The sequence below is a fragment of the Polaromonas sp. CF318 genome (genome assembly GCF_000282655.1).
Taxonomy (GTDB): Bacteria; Pseudomonadota; Gammaproteobacteria; order Burkholderiales; family Burkholderiaceae_C; genus Polaromonas.
Genome location: NZ_AKIV01000014.1, coordinates 1 through 23,412 on the forward strand (window position 1 = coordinate 1; position 23,412 = coordinate 23,412).

A 23,412-nucleotide genomic window follows, 5' to 3' on the forward strand; every position below is an offset into this window, starting at 1 on the left:
CGCCGCCGGCCGCGGCGGGCGCGCGCGCCAGGCGCGTGCGCAGCTGGCCGTCGGCCGTGCCCGCGCGTTCGCTGTCCCAGCGCAGGGCCAGGGTGACGGCCTCGCCTTCGCTTTGCAACGAGAGCCGCGCCTCCTTGACGCCGGCCGCGACGCGCGCCGAGGTGCCTTGCGCGGTTTCAGCCTGCACCGTGATGTCGCCGCTGCTGCGCGCCAGGCTGGCTTTGAGGCGCAGGGTGTCGCCCAGCGTGGCGTCCCAGTCGCCGTCCAGCAGCAGGGTGCCGCCCAGGCCGGCGCCGGCCATTTGCGGGCCGGCAAAAAGTTCTATCCAGGCCAGGGGCAGGCCGCTGAGTTTGCCGGCGGTGACGAGTTCACGTCCCGGCCGCCAGCGCAGCGGTTGCCAGGCGAGTGTGGCCTGTGAGGGTGTTGTGTTGCCGGAAGCAGGTGCGATGAGCAGCGCCTCGCCGGCGCCGCTTTCAAACGCGCCGCCGCTGCGCGCGGGTGTCCATTTGAGCGGCACGGCGCCGCGTGTCTTGAGCTGCCAGGCGCCTGTGCCCAATGCGGGATCCTGCACGCCAAGGTTCAGCTGCTGCAGCAGGCCTTGCCAGGGCGAGTCGGCCAGCGGCGTGCCGCGCGCCGCGCCGCCGCGCCCGCCCTGGGCCGTGAGCTGCAGGGTGTAGCGGCGCGCGCCGGCTTCCACGCGGCCCTGGGTGTCGAGCTGGGCCTGGCTCAAGCGGCCCGAGAGTGTGGACTGGAAGGCGCGGATTTTGATCAACCCAGCGTCTTTGGTGGTGGCCGCGGCGGCAGCGGGCGTTGATGCCGCCATGCGCCAGTCCAGCGAGGGCAGGTCCAGCCGCGCCTGCAGGGCCGGGTCCTGCCAGCCGCCTTGCCAGCCGGCCTGCAGTTCGGCGCTGCCGGTTGCCGAGGCGGACTTGAGCGAGGCGGGCATGCCGGGCAGCTTTTGCAGCCAGCGCAGGGCCTGGGCCATGTCGCGGCCGCGCAGGCTGATGTCGCCCTTGCCGCTGGCGGGGCGCAGCTCGCCTTGCACTTGCGCATCCAGCCCGGGCGCGGTGAGTGTGAGCTTGCCTTTGCCGCCTTGGGCCGCGGGCTGGGCTTCGATGTTGCCGCTGAGTTCAGCGTCGTCGCTGCGCACGCGCAGGGCTGAAAGCAGCAGGGTGCCGCCGGCTTGCTCGCTGTTCCAGCTGCCGGTGGCGCTGGCGTCGCGCAGGCGCAGCGCGCCCAGGGGATGGTTCTTGGCGCTGGCGGCGTCGTTGCGCGCCGCCTGCAGGTTCGCGTCAAACGTGATGGCCTCGCCTCGCTCCCCTTGGCTGTGGGCCTGGGCCTTGCCGTCCAGCGGCAGGGGTGCGAGCTGGCTGTGCAAAAGAGCGGGGTTGACCTGTTGCAGGCTGGCTTGCATTTTCCAGGCGGGGGTTTTGGCCGTGGCAGCCTTCGCCGGCGCATCGGCCCATTCGCCGCTGGCCAGCAGCTCGCCGCCGCCCAGCCTGGCCTTGAGCGTGCGCACCAGGGCCGCGCCGCCGCGCCATTCGCCCTGAGCCTCAAGGCGTTCCAGCGGCAGCTTGTGCTGATCCCAGGGGCCGGGCTGGCTGTTGGTGAGCTGCAGTTGCAAGCCCCAGGCGGAAAGGGATGACACCGGAGCGCTGTCCGCCGGCCGCACACCGGCACTGCCTGTGAGCTGGGTTTGCGGCCCGTCGGGCCAGAAGGCGGCGATGTCGAGGTCGCGAAATGTCGCATCGGCCTGCGGCAACGGTTGCGCGGCCCAGGGCATGACGCGGGCCGTGGCGCTGGCCTGGGGTTGCGGCTGTTTTTTTTGCGCGGCGGCGTTTTCCATTTGCAGCTCGGCCTTGAGCAGCAGTTCGGTGAGCGGGCCCTTGGCTGTGGCCTTGAAGGCCAGCGGCACCCTGGTCTTGCCGCCGGGCAGGGCTGCGTCAAGCGCGCCGTTGAGGCTGGCGTCGAGCTGCAGCTTGCCGTGCGCGGCGAGTGTGGCCTTGCCGCTGTAGCGCCCTTGCGCGACCTGCGCACCCAGCAGTTCAAGCTGGTGCGAAAAACCGTTGAACGAATAGTTTCCGTGTATGCCCGATGCGGAAAAGTCCGCGCCGCCGCGCCATTGAAATTGCCCGATGGAGAAACCTTCGAGCAGCACCGGCAGCGGCAAGCCGAGCGCCGAGGGTGGCACCGAGGGCTCGGTGGAGGGGGGTCGCTGGTCGTCGACCCGCACGCCGACGGCGGCCAGGCGATTGACCTTGAGTGTGCCCTGCAACAGCGACCAGGGCTGCCAGGCCAGCGTGAACTCGCGCACCTCCACACGCAGGCCGTTTTGTTGCCAGACCAGCTGTTCAACGCGGCCGCCGGCGCGCAGGGAGCCTGTGACACCTTCGGCGCCCAGCGGCTGCGAGCGCGCCATCCAGCCGAGCGCGGTGGCCAGTGAGCCATCGGTGCCGGCCCACCACCAGGCGCCACCTGTCGCGGCGACGGCCAGTGCCACGACGCTGCCTGCGGCCCAGGCCGCGGCGCGCAGCCGGCGCCGCGGCGGGCGAACGGGTTGGGTGGGCGTGGTGGATGCGTCCATCAGAAAACAAATCCCACGCTGACATGCAGGCGCAGCTGTTTGGGTTTGATGCCGTAGGCCACGTCCATCTGCAGCGGGCCTATGGGGCTTCGCCAACGCACGCCCGTGCCTATGCCGACGGAGGGCTTCATGTCCTTGGGGTTGTCGGCCACGGCGCCGGCGTCGATGAAAAAAGTGTTCTCCCACTCGCTGGGCCGGCCGTCGCGCAGCATGGGGCGCTGGTATTCGACGCTGCCCACGGCCATGTAGCGGCCCGGCCCTATGACGCCGTTGTCCAGCTTGATGCCGATGTCGCGGTAGCCGTAGCCGCGCACCGTGGTGTCGCCGCCGGTGCGAAACAGCAGGGTGCCGGGAATGCGGGCCGAGTCTTTCGCCAGCACCGCGCCGCCCTCGGCGCGCATCGCGATGCGGCCGCGCTCCAGCGGCATGATGCCCAGCCAGCGGCCCACGGCGCGAGTGAAGGGCAGGTGCTGCGTGCCCATCGTGCTGCCGCCGCCGAGTTCAAAGCCCAGGCCGTAGCCCTTGTTCGGGAAGGGCAGGTTGTCGAAATAGCGGCCGGTCCAGACATAGTTGACCGACAGGGCCGAGCCGTCGCCGATGTCGGCGGCGCTGCTGTTGAGCTGGCCGCTGCCGCTGACGCTGGCCCTGTCGTACTGCACATACATATTGCGGTCTATGCGATCGCCGGCCTGGGTGCGGCCGAAGCGCAGGCGGCTGGAGCGCGTGACCAGGTCGTCGTCGTCGACGCGCTCGGCGCGCGCCAAGGCCACCCAGCGCCAGTTGGATTCGTCGGGAATGGAGGTCCATTCGGTCTGCGCGTAGGGTGCCTTCCTTTCAAGCTGCAGCTTGGTGACGGCGCGCCAGTTGGTGCCCGGCACGCGCTGGTGGGTGTGCTCGACCGAGGCGCGCGGGCCGCTGTCGGTGGTGACGCCCACGCCCAGGATGACTTTTTGCAGCCTGGCTTCGCGCACCTGCACCTGCACGGGCGCGGCCTGCGGGTCGCTTTCGGGGTCGACAAAGATATAGGCCGAATCGAAGTAGCCGCTGGAGGCCAGGCGCAGCTGTGCCTCGTTCAGCTGGTTCTGGTCATAAGGCGTGCCCGGGGTCAGGCGCGCCAGGCGCGGCACCAGCACCGGGTCGTAGCGCTCCACGCCGCTGACCTGCAAGGGGCCCAGGCGGTAGAGCGGGCCGGAGTCGAGCTTGAGGCTGAGTGCCGCGCTGTGCCCGGGCGCGTCCACGTCGGCCAGGCTGTCGGCCAGCTTGCCGGCCGGGTAGCGGCGCGCCACCAGCTCGCGCAGGGCCTGGGTCTTGGCGCCGTCCCAGGCGTCCTGGGTGAAACGCTGGCCCGCGGGCAGGCGCCAGTCGCGCTCTATCCCCTCGCGCTGGGCTTTCGCGGCGGGATCGGGGGAGTCGGCGATGTCGCCCGCGAAGTCGATCGCCACCGCGCCCACGGTGGTGGCCTGGCCGGGCTCCACGGCGACCACAATGGTCGGCTTCTGGCCGGCCGCGCCTTCGCGCGTGATGGTGATGCTGGGGCTGAAGTAGCCCAGCGTGCCGGCCAGGTTGCGCACATTGCGCTCGGCCAGCACGATGAGGCGCGCGAGTTCGGCCTCGTCGAGGTCGGTCACGGCGCGGTAGCGCTGCAGCTCCAGGTGTTTGTCGAGCAGGTCCTTGAGGGGCTGGGGCGCGCGCACCGCGATGTCGAAGGCGCTGACTTCGGGCTGGGCGCTGGTGGGCCCCGTGGCGCCCTCCGGCGTGGGGCCGGGCGAGACTTTTTCAGGCGGTGGTGGCGGGGCCGGCGCGGTCTGCGTGACAGTGGAAGGCGGCGCCGAGGTGCTGCCCGCGGGCGCAGCCGTCTGCGCACCGGCCAGGGGCGCCAGCAGGATTGCAAGGAGGGCGGAAGCAGGGATGAAACCGGCGCTAGGCATTGCTCAGTCCTGCCGGGGTGGCCGTCCGTGCGCAGTGGGTACTGTGGGTACGGGTACTGGGGTGGGTCACGGGGGCAGTTTACTTGAGCACCCCTGGGGCTCGCGTAGGAGGCCGGCTCTTATTTGGAGAGCATTCGCATGGCTTCCTCGAGGCCTTTGATCGTCAGCGGGTACATGCGCTGGTTGACCAGCTGCTGGATCACGCCAATGCTTTGCCGGTACTGCCAGACGCCTTGCGGCTCGGGATTGATCCAGGCGAACTTGGGGAAGGCGTTGGTCAGGCGCTGCATCCATTCGGCGCCGGCTTCCTCGTTGTTGTATTCCACGCTGCCGCCGGGCTGCAGGATTTCATAGGGGCTCATGGTCGCGTCGCCGACGAAGATGAGCTTGTAGTCCTTGTTGTACTTGCGGATGATGTCCCAGGTCGGGAATTTTTCGCTGAAGCGGCGGCGGTTGTTCTTCCACATGAAGTCGTAGACGCAATTGTGGAAGTAATAGAACTCCAGGTGCTTGAACTCGGCCTTGACGGCCGAGAACATTTCCTCGACGCGGTGGATGTGCTCGTCCATGGTGCCGCCCACGTCCATCAGCAGCAGCACCTTCACGTTGTTGTGGCGCTCGGGCACCATCTTGATGTCCAGCCAGCCGGCATTGGCCGCGGTCGAGCGTATGGTGTCGTCCAGGTCCAGCTCTTCGGCATTGCCCTGGCGCGCGAACTTGCGCAGGCGCCGCAGCGCGACCTTGATGTTGCGCGTGCCCAGCTCCTGGGTGTCATCGTAGTCCTTGTAGGCGCGCTGGTCCCAGACTTTCACCGCGCTCTTGTTGCGGCTTTTTTCCTGGCCTATGCGTATGCCCTGCGGGTTGAAGCCGTTGGCGCCGAAGGGCGAGGTGCCGCCCGTGCCTATCCATTTGCTGCCGCCTTCGTGGCGCTCCTTCTGTTCCTCAAAACGCTTTTTGAGCGTTTCCATGAGCTCGTCCCAGCCCATTTTTTCGATCTTGGCTTTTTCCTCGGGGCTCAGCTCAAGCTCGAGGTTTTTGCGCAGCCATTCGAGCGGGATGTCTTTCGTGAAGTCGGCCAGCATTTCCACGCCCTTGAAGTAGGCGGCAAAGGCGCGGTCGAACTTGTCGTAGTTTTTTTCGTCCTTCACCAGCACCGTGCGGCTCAGGTAATAAAAGTCGTCGATCTTCCAGGCGCCTTCGCCTTCGTGCGCTTCAAGCTTGTCGCTGTTGGGCCCGACCACGCCGGCCTCGAGCGCCTCGAGCAGCATCAGGTATTCTTTGACGGAGACCGGCAGCTTGGCCGAGCGCAGGGTGTAGAAAAAATCGATGAGCATGGGAAAACTCGCTTCAGGCTCGAGGTTTGTCCAGCAGGTACAACAGCTGTGCCTTGACCTCCGGCCATTCGCCGGCGGCCAGGCTGTACATCACGGTGTCGCGTATGGTGCCGTCGCGGCGCAGTGCATGGCCACGCAGCACGCCGTCCTTGCGCGCGCCCAGGCGTTCGATGGCGCGCTGCGAGGCGTGGTTGAAGTTGTCGGTGCGCCAGCCCACGATGTTGCAGCCCAGGGTCTCGAAGGCATGCGTGAGCATCAGCAGCTTGCAGGTGGTGTTGATGTGGGTGCGCTGGCAGCGCGCGGCGTACCAGGTGTAGCCGATCTCGACACGCTTGAGGTCGGGCACGATGTCGTGAAAACTCGTGGTGCCCAGCACTTCGCCGCTGGCCGCGTCGGTCACCGCGAAAGCGAAGCGGTTGGCCGTGGCCAGTGCCGTTTCGATGTAGCCGCGGGTTTCATGCGGCTCGGGCACGGAGGTGATGCGCAGCTTCCAGAGCTCGCCGTCGGCGGCCGCGGCCTTGAGGCCGGCCTCGTGTTCCAGCGTGAGCGGGACCAGCTTGACGCCGCGCGCCGTGAGAGTGACGGGTTCTACGAAGGCCATCCGGCAATCCTTTTCCTGTTGAGCAGTGTGTTCATGTGGATCGCAGCCTGGCACAGGCTGCGGCTGCCTGACCGCGCGGATTGTCCCGGCACAGGCTGTTGAGTTCGTTCCTGGCGCCGGCGTGGCCGGCATGGGCCGCGCGCACCAGCAGCTCCATGGCATGCCAAGGAACATCCGCGGCCGGGCGGTGCGGCGGCACCGGCCGCGCGGCGGCGGCCTTCTCGGATTCGAGGGAGGCCTTGGCGCGCAGAGGCGGCGGCCCGGCGGCGGGCCGGCCTTCCAGCAGCCTCACGTAGTCGTGGACCATCAGGTCGGCATCCGTCGCCGTCAGCTGTTTGCGCGGGAAGGATAGCCAGGAGCGTGTGCCGGCGTCAGGCACATCGCTGAGTTTTCGGCCGGGCGCCGTCAGCATGGCGGTGACTTCGTCGGGCACGGCCTTACCCAGGCCTGCCGCGCGCGACAGTTCGTCGGCGCTCATCGCGCCGGCCGCCGCGTTGCGTTCGGCGGCGCCGGCTGCGGCAGCCACATCGCCCGCGCCCAGCTCCGCCGCGCCGGCGGCCTTCGCCGCCTTCGCCGCCGCATTGGCTCCCTGCGTCACCTCGACAGCGCCGGCCACGCCCGCCGCGCCGGCCGCACCTTTCCCGGCGGCACCTGCGGCGCCGGCGCCCTTGCCGGCAGCGGAGCCGAGCTTGCCGAGCAGGCCCCAGAAGGCATAGGACGGGGCGGGGAGCAGCGTCAGGGCCAGCAATGCGGCCAGGCAGCTGCTGTGCAGGGCTGCGCGGCGCAAGGGGGCGGTTGGGCGTTGCATGGGGTTCTCCCAGTCAGGTGTCCGCGGGTCAATCGGCCTTCTTGCGGCGGGCGCGCCAGGCTCGTGCGAGTTGCAAGCCGCCGCCGCCGCCCAGTCCCACCAGCACGATGCCGCCTATGGCGGCGTTGCCGTAGCCGTCCGCAAAAATGTCCAGGCCCAGCAGGCGGCCGGCCCAGAAGCCCAGCAGGGCGCCGCCGACAAAACCGACCGCGTCGGACAGGCCTTCGAGCAACATGGATTTTTGGTTCATGAATCGGTCCTGTGCTTCAGCGGTTGTTGCGCTGCATGAAAACCAGCTTCTCGAACAGGGTCACGTCCTGCTCGTTCTTGAGCAGCGCGCCCACCAGCGGCGGCACGGCGACCTTGTCGTCCTTGCTTTGCAGGGCGTCCAGCGGGATGTCCTCGGCGACCAGCAGCTTGAGCCAGTCCAGCAGCTCGCTGGTCGAGGGTTTCTTTTTAAGGCCGGGCAGGTTGCGCACGTCGTAAAACGTTTTCATCGCGGCCGTCAGCAGCTCTTTCTTGAGGTCGGGGAAGTGCACATCCACGATCTGCTTCATGGTGTCGGCGTCGGGGAACTTGATGTAGTGGAAGAAGCAGCGGCGCAAAAACGCGTCGGGCAGTTCTTTCTCGTTGTTGGAGGTGATGAACACCAGCGGGCGGTGCCTGGCCTTGATGAGTTCGCGTGTTTCATACACATAGAACTCCATGCGGTCGATTTCGCGCAGCAGGTCGTTGGGGAATTCGATGTCGGCCTTGTCGATCTCGTCGATCAGCAGCGCCACCGGCGTTTCCGAGGTGAAGGCCTGCCACAGCACGCCCTTAACGATGTAGTTGTGGATGTCCTTGACCTTCTCACCGCCGTCCACGGTGGACAGTTGCGAGTCGCGCAGGCGCGACACCGCGTCGTATTCATAGAGGCCCTGCTGCGCCTTGGTGGTGGACTTGATGTGCCATTGCAACAGCGGCAGGCCCAGGGACTGGGCCACTTCCTCGGCCAGCATGGTCTTGCCGGTGCCGGGCTCGCCCTTGACCAGCAGCGGCTTTTTCAGGGCGGCGGCGGCGTTGACCGCGAGCATCAGGTCCTGGGTGGCGACGTAGTTTTTTGAGCCTTGAAATTTCATGTTCTTGGGTCAGGGAGGTGAAGGTGGAGGGGGCTTTTGCGGGGCCTGGCCGGCAACAGGTGCCTGGCCGCGGCGGGCCCAGATATAATCCAAGGTTGTTTTATACGATGAATCCCCACCTGATTGTGCGCGCAAAATGAATAAGCTGTTCACCACGATATTCGCCGTTGCTGTCTCTTGTGCGACGGCTGCCAGCCTGGCCCAGGAGATCAAGGGCGACGCCAAGGCCGGCGAAACCAAGAATGCCATGTGCATCGGTTGCCACGGCATCAAGGGCTACCAGGCCTCTTTCCCCGAGGTCTACAAGGTGCCCATGATTTCCGGCCAGGGCGCCAAATACATCACCGCCGCGCTCAATGAATACAAAAAAGGCGAACGCAAGCATCCGACGATGCGCGCCATCGCCGACTCGCTGACCGACCAGGACATCGCCGACCTCGCCGCCCACTACAGCGCCGACGGCGCGGGCGAAGCGGCCAAGGCCGCCAGGGAGCCCAGTACCGAAGTCAAGGCCCTGCTGGCCAAGGCCAATTGCGCCTCTTGCCACGGCGACAACTTCAGCAAGCCGATTGACCCGGCCTACCCCAAGATCGGCGGCCAGCACGCCGACTACCTGTTCGTGGCGCTCAAGGCCTACAAGACCGAAAACAACCCCAAGGTTGGCCGCAGCAACGCCATCATGGCCGGCATGGCCAAGCAGTACACCAATGCCGAACTCAAGCAACTGGCCAACTACCTGGCCTCCGTGGACGGCGACCTGAAGACCATTCCGCAGAAGAAATTCCGTTAAGCCGGGATCTCCCGCACATAAAAAAGCCGCTGGAACAGCGGCTTTTTTATTGTCTAGTCTTTAGTGGCTCTGCGTTGCACGCAATCGATATAGGCCGCGCCATCAGGCGGGCGTCCCGCGCGCTGGCTTTCCCAGACCATCTGCCCCAGGCAGTCCATGGTTTCGTGGTGGGCATCATGCAGGGAGTTGCGCCTGGCCGTTAGCAGTTCCACGGCCTGGCGTATGCCGCGCGGCTGGTCTATGGAGCATTGCTCGCTGATGGACAGGTGCATGGACAGGTGCAGAAACGGGTTGGTCTTGCCGGCTTCCACGTCGTACATTTTTTCGAGCGCGGCATCGGCATCGGCGAAGTCCGGGTGGTATTCGGGGTGCTCTTCAATCCACTGGCTGGCGATGGTTTCAATCGCCTCCATGGGCTGGCCGGCGCGGGCCTTGGCATAGACGGAACAGAAGAAGCGCCGGACGTCGGCTTGCGAGGGCGTGAACATGGGCGAAAGCGTATCACGCAGGGGTTTTCCACTGCCGGTGTGTGCCTGTTTTCAGCGCTTGGGCCACAGGGGCCGCGGGTTGCGTCCTACAGACAGTTTGCGCGTCCCTGCCTACGCTGCTACCAGCGAGTGGCGCAGTTCCGGGGCGGGGCCACTCTCACCATTCACAGCCCGGCGAGGAGATCAACACCATGAACGCAGCACGCATCACAGGCATAGTCCTGATTGTTTTGGGCCTGGCCGGGTTTTTCACCGGCGGCTTCAGCTTCACCAAGGACACCACCGCCGCCAAGATAGGCCCCATACAGCTGACCGTGAAGGAAAAAGAGTCGGTCAACATTCCGCAGTGGCTGAGCCTGGGCGCGGTGGTCCTGGGGGCCGTCGTCCTGGTCTTGGGCTTCAAGAAAAGCTGATCTGGCCAGGGCGTGTTAAGGCTATGTATTCCAGGTGCGTTACCGGAATGACTTAATCTGCGTAAATCTGCGTCATCTGCGGATTTGAAGAATTTATCCGCAGATGACGCAGATGAACGCAGATTGAAAACAAGACCCCAATGGTCTGTGGAGGAGATGAAGTGTCCCCATCTGCCTCGCATCATTCGCGTAACGGGCACTAGTTGCGCTGGACGCTTAGCAGACGCGAGATAGCGCTCGCTGCTGACAGCAACTGCGGCAACATGCTCTCCTGCATGGCCTTGGCGCTGGTGCGGTTGGCCTGGCCGCTGATATTGAGGGCGGCCACCGTCTGGCCGGCGCGGTTGGTAATCGGTGCCGCCATCGACACCAAACCTTCCTCGAGTTCCTGATTCACCAGCGACCAGCCCTGCTTGCGCACCTGGGCGATCCTGGCCGCGAGTTCCTTGACGTCGGTCACGGTATATTTGGTGCGCGCCTCCAGCGTGGAGGCCTGCAGGCACTTCATGAGTTCGGCCTCGGGCAGGGCCGACAGCAGCATGCGGCCCATGGAGGTGCAGTAAGCCGGCAGGCGCGAGCCCACGCCCAGGCTGATGCTCATGATCTTGTGCGTGGGCACGCGCAGCACGTAAACAATGTCCGTGCCGTCCAGCACTGCGGCCGAGCAGGACTCCTTGACCTCGGCGACCAGGGCTTCCATCACCGGCTCGGCCAGGTTCCAGATCGGCATGGACGACAGGTAGGCAAAGCCCAAATCCAGGATGCGCGGCGTGAGGCTGAAGAGCTTGCCGTCGCTGCTGACATAACCCAGTGTTTCCAGCGTCAGCAAAATGCGGCGCGCGCCCGCGCGGCTCAGGCCGCTGCGCCCGGCGACTTCGGTCAGCGTCTGGCGCGGCGCGTCGGCGCTGAAGGAGCGTATGACCTCCAGCCCGCGCGCGAAGGACTGCACATAGCCGTCGCCCGGCTTGTGGGCTGTGGTGGGCGTGGATGCGGCGTTTGCCATGGTGAGCGAAATCTCCTAAAATTCATTATACGAACTCTTGTTCTAATAGCGAACAATATTTTGATGGCGGCCGATGCTTCATCGGCGTGGCCGCCGTTCCTGGAGACGATTCAATGATCAACAAGATTGCCGCTTCCGTCGCCGACGCGCTGGCGGACGTGAAAGACGGCGCCACGGTGCTGATAGGCGGCTTCGGCACCGCGGGCATTCCCAATGAGCTGATCGACGGCCTGATAGCGCAGGGCGCCAAAGACCTCACGGTGGTGAACAACAACGCGGGCAATGCCGAAGTGGGCCTGGCCGCGCTGCTCAAGGCCGGCCGCGTGCGCAAGATCATCTGCAGCTTCCCGCGCCAGGCCGACAGCCAGGTGTTTGACGGCCTGTACCGCAGCGGCAAGTTGGAGCTGGAACTGGTGCCCCAGGGCAACCTGGCCGAGCGCATTCGCGCCGCGGGCGCCGGCATAGGCGCCTTCTTCTGCCCCACGGGCTACGGCACCGAACTGGCCCGCAATGCCGACGGCAGCGCCAAAGAAACCCGCGAAATCAACGGCCGGCAGTATGTGCTGGAAATGCCCATCCACGGCGACGTGGCGCTTATCAAGGCCGAGCGCGGCGACCGCTGGGGCAACCTGACCTACCGCATGGCGGCGCGCAACTTCGGCCCGGTGATGGCGACGGCGGCGAAGAAAACCGTTGCCACCGTGCATGACATCGTTGAGCTTGGCGAGCTTGACCCTGAAATCATCGTGACGCCGGGCATTTTTGTGCACCACGTCGTGAAGATCCCGCGTATCGCCACCCAAGCGGGCGGCTTGAAGAAGGCTGCATGACCATGACTTACCAACGCCGCAGCAAGGACCAGCTCGCCGCCCGCGTCGCGCAGGATATTTTTGACGGGGCCGTCGTCAACCTCGGCATAGGCCAGCCCACGCTGGTCGCCAACCATTTGCCGGCCGGCCGAGAGGTCATCCTGCAAAGCGAGAACGGCATCCTGGGCATGGGGCCGGCGCCCGCCGAGGGCCAGGAAGACTATGACCTGATCAACGCCGGCAAGCAGCCGGTGACGCTGCTCAAGGGCGGCGCTTTTTTCCACCATGCCGACAGCTTCGCGATGATGCGCGGCGGCCACCTCGACATCTGCGTGCTGGGTGCCTTCCAGGTTTCGGCCACCGGCGACCTGGCCAACTGGAGCACCGGCGAGCCCGGCGCGATTCCGGCCGTGGGCGGTGCCATGGACCTGGCCATAGGCGCGCGGCAGACCTGGGTCATGATGGACTTGCTGACCAAGCAGGGCGCCAGCAAGCTGGTGAGCCAATGCACGTATCCACTGACCGGCATAGGCTGCGTCAAGCGGGTTTACTCAGACCTGGCGACACTCGAATGCACACCGCAGGGACTGAAACTCATAGATACCGTCGACGGCCTCACGCATGCCGAGCTTGAAAAACTGGTCGGCCTGCCGATCGCGGCCGCCTGACGCCTGGTATTTCCACCCTCTTCGAAAAGACACACCATGACCCAAGCTTTTATCTGCGACGCGATACGCACACCCTTCGGCCGCTACGGCGGCGCGCTCAGCAGCGTGCGCACCGACGACCTGGGCGCGATCCCGCTCAAGGCGCTGATGGCGCGCAACCCGAATGTCGACTGGCAGGCCGTCACCGACGTGATCTACGGCTGCGCCAACCAGGCCGGCGAGGACAACCGCAACGTGGCGCGCATGGCGGCCCTGCTGGCCGGCCTGCCCATGGATGTGCCGGGCTCCACCATCAACCGCCTGTGCGGCTCCGGCCTGGACGCGTTGGGCACGGCCGCGCGCGCCATCAAGTCGGGCGAGGCCACCTTGATGATCGCCGGCGGTGTGGAAAGCATGAGCCGCGCGCCCTTTGTGATGCCCAAGGCCGAAAGCGCCTTCAGCCGCGCCAACGCGGTCTACGACACGACGATTGGCTGGCGCTTCATCAACAAGCTGATGAAGGAAAAATACGGCGTCGACGCCATGCCCGAAACGGCCGAGAACGTGGCGACCGATTACAAGATCAGCCGTGAAGACCAGGACAAGATGGCGCTGGCCAGCCAGCTCAAAGCCGTGGCTGCTCAAAAGGCCGGCTACTTCGACGCCGAAATCACACCGGTGACGATTGCCCAGAAAAAGGGCGACCCGATGGTGGTGAGCAAGGACGAGCACCCGCGTGAGACCTCGCTCGAGGCGCTGGCCAAGCTCAAGGGCGTGGTGCGCCCCGACGGCACGGTGACCGCCGGCAATGCCAGTGGCGTGAACGACGGCGCCTGTGCTCTGCTGCTGGCCGATGAAGCCACCGCCGCCAAAAACGGCCTGACACCCAAGGCGCGCATTGTCGGCATGGCCACGGCCGGCGTGGCGCCGCGCATCATGGGCATAGGCCCGGCGCCCGCCACGCAGAAAGTGCTGGCGCTCACCGGCCTCACGATGGCGCAGATGGACGTGATCGAGCTCAACGAGGCCTTTGCCGCGCAAGGCCTGGCGGTGCTGCGTTTGCTGGGCGTGCGGGACGACGACCCGCGCGTCAACCCCAACGGCGGCGCCATCGCGCTGGGTCACCCGCTGGGCGCATCGGGCGCGCGGCTGGCCACCACGGCGGTCAACCAGCTGCACAAGAGTGGCGGGCGTTATGCGCTGGCCACCATGTGCATAGGCGTGGGGCAGGGCATCGCGGTCATCCTCGAGCGCGTCTGAGCGGCATGAGGTGCTGCTGCCGGATTGACGGCCGGCGGCTAACATGGCGCCTTTCTTTCCTTGTGCCTGTACGCCACGGCCTGGGTAAACCGAAAGACACGCCATGAGCTTCCCGCTGATCACCGACCCCTTTTTCTACGCCGTGGCGATTCCCGCCGTGCTGATGCTGGGCGTCAGCAAAAGCGGCTTCGGCGCGGGCTTTGGTTCGCTGGCGGTGCCGGTGATGGCGCTGGCCGTCACGGTGCCGCAGGCCGCCGCCATCCTGATGCCGGTGCTGCTGCTGATGGACCTGCTGGGGCTGGCGGCTTTTCGCCGCGACTTCGATCTCAAGTTCCTCAAGTTTCTGGTTCCCTTCGGCCTGCTGGGCACGCTGGTGGGGGCCTTGCTGTTCAAGCTGCTGGACGCCAAGCTCGTTGCGGCCCTGGTGGGAATATTCACCTTGTTGTTTTTGGCGCAGCGCCTGCTGTTCCCGCCCCGGCCCGACAGCCCGCCGCCGCCGCGCTGGCTGGGCGCCATCCTGACGGTGACCTCGGGTTTCACCAGCTTTGTGTCGCATGCCGGCGGGCCGCCGCTGAGCGCCTATGTGATTCCCATGCGCCTGAGCCCGGTGAAGTTCACCGCCACCATGGCGGCCTTCTTTTTTGTCATCAACCTGTCCAAGTGGATTCCCTATGCCTGGCTGGGCCTGCTGGACCTGCGCAACATGGCGACCTCGCTGGCCCTGCTGCCGCTGGCGCCGCTGGGCGTTTGGATGGGGGTGCGCATGGCGCGCAGCATCAGCCCGGTGTTGTTTTACCGCCTGCTTTATGTAGGTATGCTGCTCACCGGGTGCAAGCTGCTCTGGGACGGCTTCCACTGAAGGCTGCCCATAGCGTGATTCGCCTGCCGCGTCCAGCCAGCCCCCTTGGCCGCGCGGGGTTTTGGGCCCAGACCCGGGACTTTTACCCGCCTGCGTTGCGCGAATTTCTGTGAGAATCGCGAGCATGAGAACAATATGCTTACTCTGCGGCTGACCCTTCTTTCATGACCACTGTTGTTTTTGCCGATCTTGTGGGCAGCACCAGCATGTTTGAACGGCTGGGCGATGAGACCGCGTCGCGTTTCGTGACGCAGCTCATAGGCGTGCTCAGCCAGGTCTTCGAGCAACACCAGGGCCGGGTCGTCAAGCTGCTGGGCGATGGCCTGTTCGTCGTCTTTCCCAACGAGGGCGACGCGCTCTCGGCCTGCATCAGCATCCAGAAGCGCCTGCAGGAAAAACCCATCAAGCCCGGCGGCAGCGGCGCGCCGGTGCAGATGCAGATGGGCATTGAATCGGGCGAAGTGGTCGAGATCGACGGCGACTGTTTCGGCGACACCGTGAATTCCGCCGCCCGCCTGGCCGACCTGGCCGGCGCCGCGCAAATCCTCACCACCGAAAACGTCTGGACCGCGCTGTTGCCGGTGCAAAGGGCCGCCCTGCGCAGCATGGGGCCCATGTACCTGCGCGGCCGGGCCGAAGCCAGCCACGTCTACCGCGTCGAATGGATGACCGGGCGCGACGAGGACGCCACCATGGCGGGCCGCTCCATGTTCGCCTCGCCCAGCCAGGCCTTCCTCGAGCTGAGCTTTGCCGGCCAGACCCTGAGGCTGGACGCCAAAAGCAGCAAGCTGGCGCTGGGCAGGGGCGCCGATGCCGCGCTGAACCTGAACGACCCGCGGGTCTCGCGCATGCATGCCACGTTGGAGTGGCGCGGCGGGCAATTCGTGCTGACCGACGCCTCCAGCTACGGCACCTGGGTCTACCTGGGCAACCAGAGCGAAGCCGTGGTGCTGCGCCGCACCGAGTGCTACCTGGTGGGCAGCGGCCACATCGTGCCGGGCTGCGAACGCACGGACGACAATGCGCCGCTGGTCGCGTTTGCCATCCGTACCTGAGAACATGATCGTGGCCGCGTGTACGGGCCGCAACAGGCGCGGCGCATCGGGAAAAGTTACGCTTTCCAGAGGCTTGTCCGTCCGGCGATGCAGGCTAGAATCGATTTTTGTTTCAAGACGTAGCCGGGCCTTTGGGTAGCCCGCAGGCCATCCCGCCTTTTTTGCCTCCTCAGCCCATCTCGCCCAATTCCACCTCCTCATGAGTCTCAAGAAACTTGGCCGATACGATCTGATCAACGTCCTCGGCAAGGGTGCGATGGGGCTGGTGTACGAGGGGCGCGACCCGAACCTGGACCGGCGCGTCGCGATCAAGACCATCAAGGTGGAAAACCTCTCCGAGGAGGCGGCCGCCGAATACGAGGTGCGCTTTCGCACCGAGGCCCGCTCCGCCGCGCGCCTGCAGCACCCGCACATCGTGAGCGTCTACGACTCCGACCGCGACGGCGACATCGCCTTCCTGGTGATGGAGTTCGTCGACGGCGACGACCTCAAGCACCACCTGGACAAGGGCAACCTCTACACGCTGGAGCAGACCCTGGGCATCATGGGCGACCTGCTGTCGGCGCTGGAGTACGCGCACCGGCAAAGCATCGTCCACCGCGACATCAAGCCGGCCAACCTGCTGATAGAGACCAGCGGGCGGGTCAAGCTGACCGACTTCGGCGTGGCGCGCATCCAGGATTCGGGCGAGGCCACGCGCACGCAGGGCTCCATGGTGGGCACGCTCAAATACATGTCGCCCGAGCAGGTGCAGGGCCGCCCGATAGACGCCCGGGCCGACCTGTTCGCCGCCGGCATCGTGCTGTACCAGCTGCTCACGGGCAAGCGGCCCTTTGACGGCGACACCGATTTCGCGACCATCCAGCAGATCGTGGGCCACACGCCCGCGCCGCCCAGCAGCTTCAACCCCAAGCTGCCCGCCGCGATCGACGCGGTGGTGGCCAAGGCCCTGGCCAAGTCGCGCGACCAGCGTTACGCCAGCGCGCAGGACTTTCTCACGGCGCTGCAGGCCGCGGCCCGCGAAGCGGCCGACACCACGGTGCAGCCGCCGGCCATACCGGTGGGGCCGGGCAGCAACTCGACCTGGACTTCCACGCTGCTGGCCGGCGAAGCCCTCGTCGGCCTGCAGTCGGGCACCAGCGCCGACATCCCCATGGTGACGCAGGAGCTCGAGCTGGTTTACTGGAAAGAGATCAAGGAGTCCATGGACGTCGAGGACATCCAGGGCTTTCTCGCCAGGTTCCCGTCCGGCATCTATGCCGACCTGGCCCGCCGCCGCCTCAAGAAGATGGGCGTGCCGGGCGGGGAGGATTCCGACATCGGCAGGCGCCTGGGCACCGGTACGCTGATCGTTCCGCGGCCGGCCGGCCAGGACGCGGCCGCCGGTATGACCAACCCCGGTATGACCAACCCCGGTGCGACCAATCCCAACGCGACCAACCCCGGCGTGACCAACCCCGGCGTGACCAACCCCGGGATCACCAACCCCGGGATCACTCGTCCCGCGGTGACCCATCCTGGGGTGAGCAGTCCCGGGGCGACGAATCCTGGGGTGACCCATCCCGGCTCGGCGACCGACCTGGCCTGGAAGGCGCTCGAGGAAGCCGCGGCGCAGGCGCCGGTGGCGCCCCCGCCCTTGCCGGCCGCCCCCGCAGCCGACGACCCGGATGCCACGCGCCTGGGCGCGCCGGTCATGGCCGTGCCGCCGGTACCGGCCGTGCCGCAGCCGCAGAGCGAACCTTCTGAATGGCCGGAGACCGTGTTCAGCGATGCCGGCCCTGTGACGGTCCAGCTCGAGGCCGCCGAGGCAAAAACCAAGGCCGACGCCTCGCCCGTCGCTGCCGCAAGCGCCGCGGCCGCCGTGCCCGAGGCCAGGCCGGAGTCCTCGCGAAAGCGCCGCAGCGCAGAGCCGGGCGCGTCCGCGAAGGCGTCCGCAGCCTCGCCTCCTCCTTACCTGGTGTGGGGCGGGATCGCCTTGGTGGCTTTGGTCATTCTGGGCGTAGGCGTCAGGCAACTGTCGAAACCGAAGGTGCCGGCACTGGCGGCTGCCCAGCCGGTCGCCGCGGCGACCGATGACGGCCCGGCGCGGCCCGCGGCACCGGCCGTTCCCCAGCCGGCGGCGCAAGCCGCGCAGGCTCAGCCCGCAGCGGCAGCGGCACCCGCACCGGCTGCGGCGGCATCGACCGCGGCCGTGGCCGCGCCGCTGTCCCCGGCCTCCAAGGCCGCTGCGGCGCAGGCCATCGCGGCCAAAAAGGCTGCCCTCGAGAAAGAGCGGCTGGCCAAACAGCAGGCGGCGCAGGCCAAATCGGGCGGCAGCACCACCGCGCCCGCGGCCGTCGAGCATGCCCCGGCACCGTCGCCGTCCGCGAATGCCGGCAATCCGCGCCAGGCTTGTGAAGACCGCATGCTGATCGGCTTCCAGATCTGCATGAACGAGCAGTGCGCCAAGCCGGCCTTTACCAACCACCCGGTCTGCGTGGAGCGCCGCGCGATGGAGCAGCGCCGGCGCGAGGCCGAGCAGCTCAGGCGCTGACCCACAAAGGGACAGGCGCCCCCCGGTTTACTCCTCGTCCGGCGGCTGCTGCTGGCCGTACCAGCCGGCGGGCCGGCGCTGCGCCTGTTGCTGGCGTTCCTGGGCCAGTTGCTCCTCAAGCTGCAGCCGGCCCTGGGTGGCCACGGCGATGACCTTGGTGCGGTCCTTGCGGTGCGGGTACATGCGTTCGAACAGCTCGAGGTTGTGCCGGCGAAAACGCATGGCGGCTTGGCGCGCCTCGTGCGGCGGCTGGCCCAGCAGTTCCAGCACGCTGCGCGCGCTGCGCAGGCTGGATTCGAAGACCTCCCGTTCGACCAGCATCACGCCGCGGTCGCGCAGCGCGTTCCAGTGCGTGACGTCGCGCGCGCGGGCCACGATCTGCATTTGCGGGAAGTTCTCGCGCGCGATGTCGACGATCTTGAGCGACTGCTCCATGTCGTCCACCGACAGCACCAGAATCTTGGCGGTGGCCGCGCCGGCGGTGCGCAGCAGGTCCAGGCGCGTCGCGTCGCCGTAGAAGACGCGGTAACCGAAGGCGCGCACGGTTTCTATCATCTCGGCGTCATGGTCCAGCACCGTGGCCTGGACGCCCTGGGCGAGCAGCATGCGGCCCACAATCTGGCCGTAGCGGCCGAAGCCGGCGATGATGATGGGCGCTTCCTGCTGCTCGGAGATTTCCTCGAGCTGCGGCAGGTTGCAGTTGGCGTAGCGCGGCACCCAGAGCTTGTCCACGGCCACCAGCAGCAGCGGGCTCAGCAGCATGGACAGCGCCACCGCGCCTATCAGCAGCGAAGCCGTTTCGGCGGAAAACACCTGGGCCCCGGCGGCCGCCTGGAACACCACAAAGGCGAACTCGCCGCCCTGCGCCAGCAGCACCGCAAACACCGGCCGTTCCTGGAAGGGCAGCTTCATGAGCTTGGCCAGGCCGTAGATCACGGCCAGCTTCAGGCCCAGAAAACCGGCCAGGATGACGGCCATGAGGCCGGGCGAGCGCCACAGCACACCGAAATCGATGCTCATGCCCACGGCGATGAAAAACAGCCCCAGCAGCAGGCCCTTGAAGGGCTCGATGTCGGTTTCCAGCTCGCGCCGGTATTCGCTTTCCGCCAGCAGCACGCCGGCCAGGAAGGCGCCCAGCGCCATGGACAAACCCACGAACTGCATCAGCGCCGCGATGCTGACCACCAGCAGCAGCGAGGCAGCCGTGAAAATCTCGGGCGTGCCGCTGTTGGCGATCCAGCGCAGCAGCGGGCGCAGCAGCAGGCGGCCGCCCAGGATGATGGCGGCGATCGCGCCGACGATCTTCAGCGCTTCAAACGCCCGGCCGCTGTGGCTGGCGGCCTCGTTGTCGCCGGCCATGGCGCCCAGCAGCGGCAGCAGCGCCAGGATGGGAATGGCCGCAACGTCCTGGAACAGCAGGATGGAAAAGCCCGCCTGCCCGCTCGACGTCGGCATCAGGTGGCGCTCGCCCATGGCCTGCAGCGCGATCGCGGTGGACGACAGCGCCAGGCCCAGGCCGGCGACCAGCGCCGTCTGCCAGCCCACGCCGAAGGCCATGGCCACGCCGGTCAGCAGGGCGGCGCAGCCCAGCACCTGGGCGCTGCCCCAGCCGAAGATGGGCCGGCGCAAATTCCACAGGCGCTTGGGCTCCAGCTCCAGGCCGATCAGGAACAGCATCAGCACCACGCCGAACTCGGCGAAATGCAGGATGTCCTGCACATTGGTGACCAGGCCCAGGCCCCAGGGGCCTATGGCGATGCCGGCGGCCAGGTAGCCGATGATGGAGCCCAGGCCGAGTTTTTTGGCCAGGGGCACCGAGACGACGGCAGCCGCCAGATAGATAAAGCTGTTGACCAGCCAGGTCGGCGCGTGCTCCATCAGACGGCTCCCCCGGCATTGGCCGCGGCTGCATGCTCGACCAGCCGGTCCCTCATGGGCACGACGCAGGCGGCGCATTGTTCCAGGTCCTCGAGCTCGGGCCAGTCGGGATAGCTTTGCAGGCGCTGGCTGAAGGTGGCGACGTGGTCGGCCACGGTGTGCCGGTCCACGCTGTGGGCGCCGTGCAGTACCAGGGGCGGCAAAAAGCGCATGCCGCACAGGGCCGCGCTTTGTTCATAGGGCGGCAGGAAGGCGTCAAAAAAATACCGGTTGTAGCCTTGCGGGTGGTAGGAGGCCTCGGGGCCGCCCGTGGTGGCGACCAGCCACAAGTCCTTGCCCTGCAATGCCCGGCCCTGGCCGCTGTTCTCGTCGCCATTGCCGTCACCTTCGCCGTAAGCCCAGCCGTAGCTGAACACCTCGTCGAGCCAGAGCTTTTGCAGCGGGGGCATGGAATACCACTGGATGGGGTGAAGCAGCACCACCAGTTGCGCGCGTTCCAGGGCCGCCTGCTCCTTGGGAACATCGATGGCGTAGTCGGGATAACTCGAGTAAAGGTCTTGCACCTGCACACGCGGCAAGGCTCGCGCGGCCTCCATCAAGGGGCGGTTGACCCGCGATTCGCGCCAGGCCGGATGGGCCGCAATGACATAAATGTCAGTGTTGGCCGTATCGCCCGTGGGTTTGTCAGTGGTTGTGATAAGGCTGTCCATGCCGTTACCATAGCGGAAAAGCAAGCTTCCATAACAAGGAGATTCGCATGCCCGTGGTTGTGATCGCCAATCCGAAGGGGGGCGTCGGCAAGACGACGCTGGCCACCAACGTTGCCGGATTTTTCGCCAGCCAGGGCCATACGGTCATGCTGGGGGATGCCGACCGGCAGCAGTCTTCGCGGCTGTGGCTGGGCCTGCGCCCGCCGGCCGCCCGGCAGATCGCCACCTGGGACGTCAACGCCGACCTGATCGTCAAGCCGCCCAAGGGCACGACGCATGTGGTGCTGGACACCCCCGGCGGCCTGCACGGCTGGCGCTTCAACGACGTGCTCAAGCTGGCCGACAAAGTCATCGTGCCGCTGCAGCCCAGCGTGTTCGACATCTTCGCCACGCGCACTTTCCTGGACCAGCTCGCCGAACACAAGCACGCCGGCAAGATGCAGGTGGGCATTGTCGGCATGCGCGTGGATGCGCGCACCATCGCCGCCGACAAGCTGCGCAGCTTTGTCGAAGGCCTGGGGCTGCCGGTGCTGGGCTACCTGCGCGACACGCAGAACTATATCCACCTGGCGGCCCGCGGCCTGACCCTGTTCGACGTGGCGCCCAGCCGGGTCGAAAAAGACATGGAGCAGTGGAAGGGCATCTGCGAGTGGCTGGAACGCTGACTTGTCGCTGAGCCGACAAGGACCGGGCGGCCGGGCCGCTACAGTGGCGGCATGAGAATCTTCGCAACACTGGCCGAGCTGGCCGCCTGCACCGGCCAGGAAGTCGCCGTCAGCGACTGGATCACCATCACCCAGCAGCAGGTCAACCTGTTCGCCGAAGCCACGGGCGACCACCAGTGGATACACGTCGACGTGGAAAAAGCCGCCACCGGGCCCTTTGGCGGGCCGATCGCGCACGGCTTTTTGACCTTGTCGCTGCTGCCGCGCTTTTTTGAGTCCTCCTTTGACATCACCGGCTCGCGTATGGGCGTGAACTACGGACTGAACAAGGTGCGTTTCACCGCGCCGGTGCCGGTGGGCAGCCGCCTGCGGGCGCGCATGAAGCTGCTGGCGGCCGAGGCGATAGACAACGCCGGCATGCAGATGAACTGGGAAGTGACGGTGGAGCGTGAGGGTTCGGCCAAGCCGGTGTGCGTGGCCGAGTCGCTGGTGCGGCGCTACCCCTGAGCCGCGAAAGGCCCGGAAAGCCTAGATCCGCAGCAGCTGGCCGGCCGGCAGCCAGCCTTCAAACACGTCGATCAGGCTGTTGATGCGTTCGGCCGCCTCGCTCTGGCTGTGCGTCTGGGCAATGCATTGGTGCAGGTCGCTGCGCAGCAGCCACAGCTCGGCCGGCGTCTTGGCGACATTGACCTTGTAGATGAGCCGCTGGGTGCGCATGTCGCGGCAGTCGTGCAGCAAGGCCAGCAGGCTTTCGCGGATCTGTTCCACCGGCACGCGGTTGACCGGTCGCCCCGAGTCGGAAAAAGCGGGCGCCGCAAGGCCCAGGATACGCTGGATAACCGTGTTCACAGAAGGCTCCTGCCAGTCTTGTGAACTGGGCGATGGGGATAGATAAGGCCGGAATCGCCGGGTGCCGGCATCCACGCGCTTTAGTTTGGAGGACGAATAATAGGGTTTTCACCTAGCTTCTGGCAAGGAATTTGGGCCGGTAGCGGGTGGGCGGCCGCCGGGCCGTCAGCCGGTCGTCAGCTTTGCGCCGCGCCGCCAAAACCGTTTTGCCGCCAGGCCTCAAACACCGTGACGGCCACGCTGTTGGACAGGTTCAGGCTGCGCTGGCCGGGCCGCATGGGCAGTTTCAGGCGTTGGCCCGGGGCGAAGGATTCCCGCAGTTCGGGCGCCAGGCCGCGGGTTTCCGCGCCAAACACCAGCCAGTCGCCGGGCAGGAAGCGCGTTTCATAAAGGTTGGCCGACCCCCGGGTGGTCATGGCAAACAGGCGGTCTGCGGGTGGCTGCTCACTTTCGAGCAGGGACTGCCAGCTGGCGTGACGCAGCAGCTGCGCGTACTCGTGGTAGTCCAGCCCGGCGCGGCGCATGTGCTTGTCGTCCATCGAAAAACCCAGGGGCTCCACCAGGTGCAGGCGGCAGCCGGTATTGGCCGCCAGCCGGATCACATTGCCGGTATTGGGCGGGATTTCGGGTTCGACCAGAACAATATTGAACATGCGGGAGACCGGTGAAGCGGAGCCGGCGATTCTAGGCCGCGGCTGTGCGAGCAAACACCACGGCGGTGATGTGCGCGGCGCCCGCATCCCGTAGGGCCTGCGCGGCGGTGTACAGCGAGGCGCCGCTGGTCATCACGTCGTCGACCAGCAGCACGCGCCGGCCCCGCAGTTCCGCGGCGCGCAGCGGGTCGACCTGGAAAGCGCCTTTGACATTGGCCAGCCGCTCCTGGCGCTTGAGCTGGCTTTGCGGGCGGGTGTGCCGCACGCGCAGCAGCAGCCGCGCGTCGGGGCGGGCGGAGGTCCGCGTCTGCCGGGCCAGCGCCGCGCACAGCGCCCAGGCCTGGTTGAAGCCGCGTGCCTGCAGGCGCTCGTTCGATAGCGGTATCGGCAGCAGCCAGTCCTCCGGCTCCAGTTCGCCGAACAC

Annotated in this window: 23 protein-coding genes and 1 pseudogene; 10 read left to right on the forward strand and 14 right to left on the reverse strand. The window is 66.7% G+C overall.

Annotated features, from left to right (window positions below):
• The 7 genes and pseudogenes from PMI15_RS01965 to PMI15_RS01995 form a co-directional block, all read right to left on the reverse strand.
• Positions 1–2,584, reverse strand: a pseudogene (locus PMI15_RS01965) (DUF490 domain-containing protein); the annotation flags it as partial.
• On the reverse strand, positions 2,584–4,512 hold the full coding sequence (locus PMI15_RS25515; protein WP_007863100.1) for an autotransporter assembly complex family protein: 1,929 nt from the start codon (positions 4,510–4,512) through the stop codon (positions 2,584–2,586). The gene PMI15_RS25515 and the pseudogene PMI15_RS01965, both read right to left, overlap by 1 nt.
• 119 nt (positions 4,513–4,631) lie before the next feature.
• On the reverse strand, positions 4,632–5,846 hold the full coding sequence (locus PMI15_RS01975) for a VWA domain-containing protein (protein WP_007863102.1): 1,215 nt from the start codon (positions 5,844–5,846) through the stop codon (positions 4,632–4,634).
• Between the two features lie 13 nt (positions 5,847–5,859).
• Positions 5,860–6,447, reverse strand: a complete 588-nt coding sequence (locus tag PMI15_RS01980; protein ID WP_007863105.1) for a GNAT family N-acetyltransferase — start codon at positions 6,445–6,447, stop codon at positions 5,860–5,862.
• Positions 6,448–6,478: 31 nt separating this feature from the next.
• The gene (locus PMI15_RS01985) at positions 6,479–7,255 is read right to left on the reverse strand and encodes a hypothetical protein (RefSeq protein WP_007863106.1); all 777 of its coding nucleotides are present in this window, start codon (positions 7,253–7,255) and stop codon (positions 6,479–6,481) included.
• A gap of 28 nt (positions 7,256–7,283) precedes the next feature.
• Positions 7,284–7,505 carry a hypothetical protein gene (locus PMI15_RS01990; RefSeq protein WP_007863107.1) on the reverse strand — a complete coding sequence of 74 codons (222 nt, stop codon included), beginning with the start codon at positions 7,503–7,505 and terminating at the stop codon, positions 7,284–7,286.
• A gap of 16 nt (positions 7,506–7,521) precedes the next feature.
• Complete coding sequence (locus tag PMI15_RS01995) at positions 7,522–8,376, reverse strand: MoxR family ATPase (RefSeq protein ID WP_007863108.1); 855 nt, start codon at positions 8,374–8,376, stop codon at positions 7,522–7,524.
• 136 nt (positions 8,377–8,512) lie between these two features.
• On the opposite strand from PMI15_RS01995, the gene PMI15_RS02000 reads away from it, so the two are divergent.
• Entirely contained in the window at positions 8,513–9,166 is a 654-nt protein-coding gene (locus PMI15_RS02000) for a cytochrome c (RefSeq protein WP_007863110.1), read from the forward strand.
• Between the two features lie 53 nt (positions 9,167–9,219).
• Here PMI15_RS02000 and PMI15_RS02005 read toward each other — a convergent pair whose 3' ends face one another.
• Positions 9,220–9,654, reverse strand: a complete 435-nt coding sequence (locus tag PMI15_RS02005; protein WP_007863111.1) for a DUF1841 family protein — start codon at positions 9,652–9,654, stop codon at positions 9,220–9,222.
• Between the two features lie 191 nt (positions 9,655–9,845).
• Between PMI15_RS02005 and PMI15_RS02010 the strand changes: the two genes are divergently transcribed.
• Positions 9,846–10,067, forward strand: coding sequence for a hypothetical protein (locus tag PMI15_RS02010; protein ID WP_007863113.1), 222 nt, complete (start codon positions 9,846–9,848; stop codon positions 10,065–10,067).
• A gap of 199 nt (positions 10,068–10,266) precedes the next feature.
• Here the strand turns inward: PMI15_RS02010 and PMI15_RS02015 are convergent, their stop codons facing one another.
• Positions 10,267–11,070 carry an IclR family transcriptional regulator gene (locus tag PMI15_RS02015; protein ID WP_007863115.1) on the reverse strand — a complete coding sequence of 268 codons (804 nt, stop codon included), beginning with the start codon at positions 11,068–11,070 and terminating at the stop codon, positions 10,267–10,269.
• 113 nt (positions 11,071–11,183) lie between these two features.
• Here PMI15_RS02015 and PMI15_RS02020 point away from each other — a divergent pair, with 113 nt between their 5' ends.
• The 6 genes from PMI15_RS02020 (at position 11,184) to PMI15_RS25240 (ending at position 18,233) form a co-directional block, all read left to right on the forward strand.
• Positions 11,184–11,900 carry a 3-oxoacid CoA-transferase subunit A gene (locus tag PMI15_RS02020; protein ID WP_007863116.1) on the forward strand — a complete coding sequence of 239 codons (717 nt, stop codon included), beginning with the start codon at positions 11,184–11,186 and terminating at the stop codon, positions 11,898–11,900.
• Positions 11,897–12,547 (forward strand): 3-oxoacid CoA-transferase subunit B, encoded by a 651-nt coding sequence (locus tag PMI15_RS02025; RefSeq protein WP_007863118.1) that lies wholly within the window; start codon positions 11,897–11,899, stop codon positions 12,545–12,547. Before PMI15_RS02020 ends, PMI15_RS02025 begins: the two co-directional genes overlap by 4 nt.
• Before the next feature lie 36 nt (positions 12,548–12,583).
• Positions 12,584–13,786, forward strand: a complete 1,203-nt coding sequence (pcaF, locus tag PMI15_RS02030; protein WP_007863120.1) for a 3-oxoadipyl-CoA thiolase — start codon at positions 12,584–12,586, stop codon at positions 13,784–13,786.
• Positions 13,787–13,889: 103 nt separating this feature from the next.
• On the forward strand, positions 13,890–14,645 hold the full coding sequence (locus PMI15_RS02035; protein ID WP_007863122.1) for a sulfite exporter TauE/SafE family protein: 756 nt from the start codon (positions 13,890–13,892) through the stop codon (positions 14,643–14,645).
• 164 nt (positions 14,646–14,809) lie between these two features.
• On the forward strand, positions 14,810–15,700 hold the full coding sequence (locus tag PMI15_RS02040) for an adenylate/guanylate cyclase domain-containing protein (RefSeq protein WP_007863127.1): 891 nt from the start codon (positions 14,810–14,812) through the stop codon (positions 15,698–15,700).
• Positions 15,701–15,899: 199 nt separating this feature from the next.
• Positions 15,900–18,233, forward strand: coding sequence for a serine/threonine-protein kinase (locus tag PMI15_RS25240; protein ID WP_007863129.1), 2,334 nt, complete (start codon positions 15,900–15,902; stop codon positions 18,231–18,233).
• Positions 18,234–18,260: 27 nt separating this feature from the next.
• On the opposite strand, the gene kefC is transcribed toward PMI15_RS25240, so the two are convergent.
• Both kefC and PMI15_RS02055 read right to left on the reverse strand, forming a co-directional pair.
• Complete coding sequence (kefC, locus tag PMI15_RS02050) at positions 18,261–20,111, reverse strand: glutathione-regulated potassium-efflux system protein KefC (protein WP_007863131.1); 1,851 nt, start codon at positions 20,109–20,111, stop codon at positions 18,261–18,263.
• A complete protein-coding gene (locus PMI15_RS02055; RefSeq protein ID WP_007863133.1) occupies positions 20,111–20,821 on the reverse strand; it encodes an NAD(P)H-dependent oxidoreductase in 711 nt (236 codons plus the stop codon). The genes kefC and PMI15_RS02055 overlap by 1 nt, the downstream gene beginning before the upstream one ends.
• 47 nt (positions 20,822–20,868) lie before the next feature.
• On the opposite strand from PMI15_RS02055, the gene PMI15_RS02060 reads away from it, so the two are divergent.
• Both PMI15_RS02060 and PMI15_RS02065 read left to right on the forward strand, forming a co-directional pair.
• Positions 20,869–21,486 (forward strand): ParA family protein, encoded by a 618-nt coding sequence (locus tag PMI15_RS02060; RefSeq protein WP_007863135.1) that lies wholly within the window; start codon positions 20,869–20,871, stop codon positions 21,484–21,486.
• Positions 21,487–21,537: 51 nt separating this feature from the next.
• On the forward strand, positions 21,538–21,993 hold the full coding sequence (locus tag PMI15_RS02065) for a MaoC family dehydratase (RefSeq protein ID WP_007863137.1): 456 nt from the start codon (positions 21,538–21,540) through the stop codon (positions 21,991–21,993).
• A 21-nt stretch (positions 21,994–22,014) separates the two neighbouring features.
• Here the strand turns inward: PMI15_RS02065 and PMI15_RS02070 are convergent, their stop codons facing one another.
• The 3 genes from PMI15_RS02070 to PMI15_RS02080 form a co-directional block, all read right to left on the reverse strand.
• Entirely contained in the window at positions 22,015–22,335 is a 321-nt protein-coding gene (locus PMI15_RS02070) for a hypothetical protein (RefSeq protein ID WP_007863139.1), read from the reverse strand.
• A gap of 176 nt (positions 22,336–22,511) precedes the next feature.
• Positions 22,512–22,988 (reverse strand): tRNA (cytidine(34)-2'-O)-methyltransferase, encoded by a 477-nt coding sequence (locus PMI15_RS02075; protein ID WP_007863141.1) that lies wholly within the window; start codon positions 22,986–22,988, stop codon positions 22,512–22,514.
• A 31-nt stretch (positions 22,989–23,019) separates the two neighbouring features.
• Positions 23,020–23,412, reverse strand: a 393-nt coding sequence (locus PMI15_RS02080) for a ComF family protein (RefSeq protein ID WP_036837169.1), incomplete at its 5' end; no start/stop codon positions are given.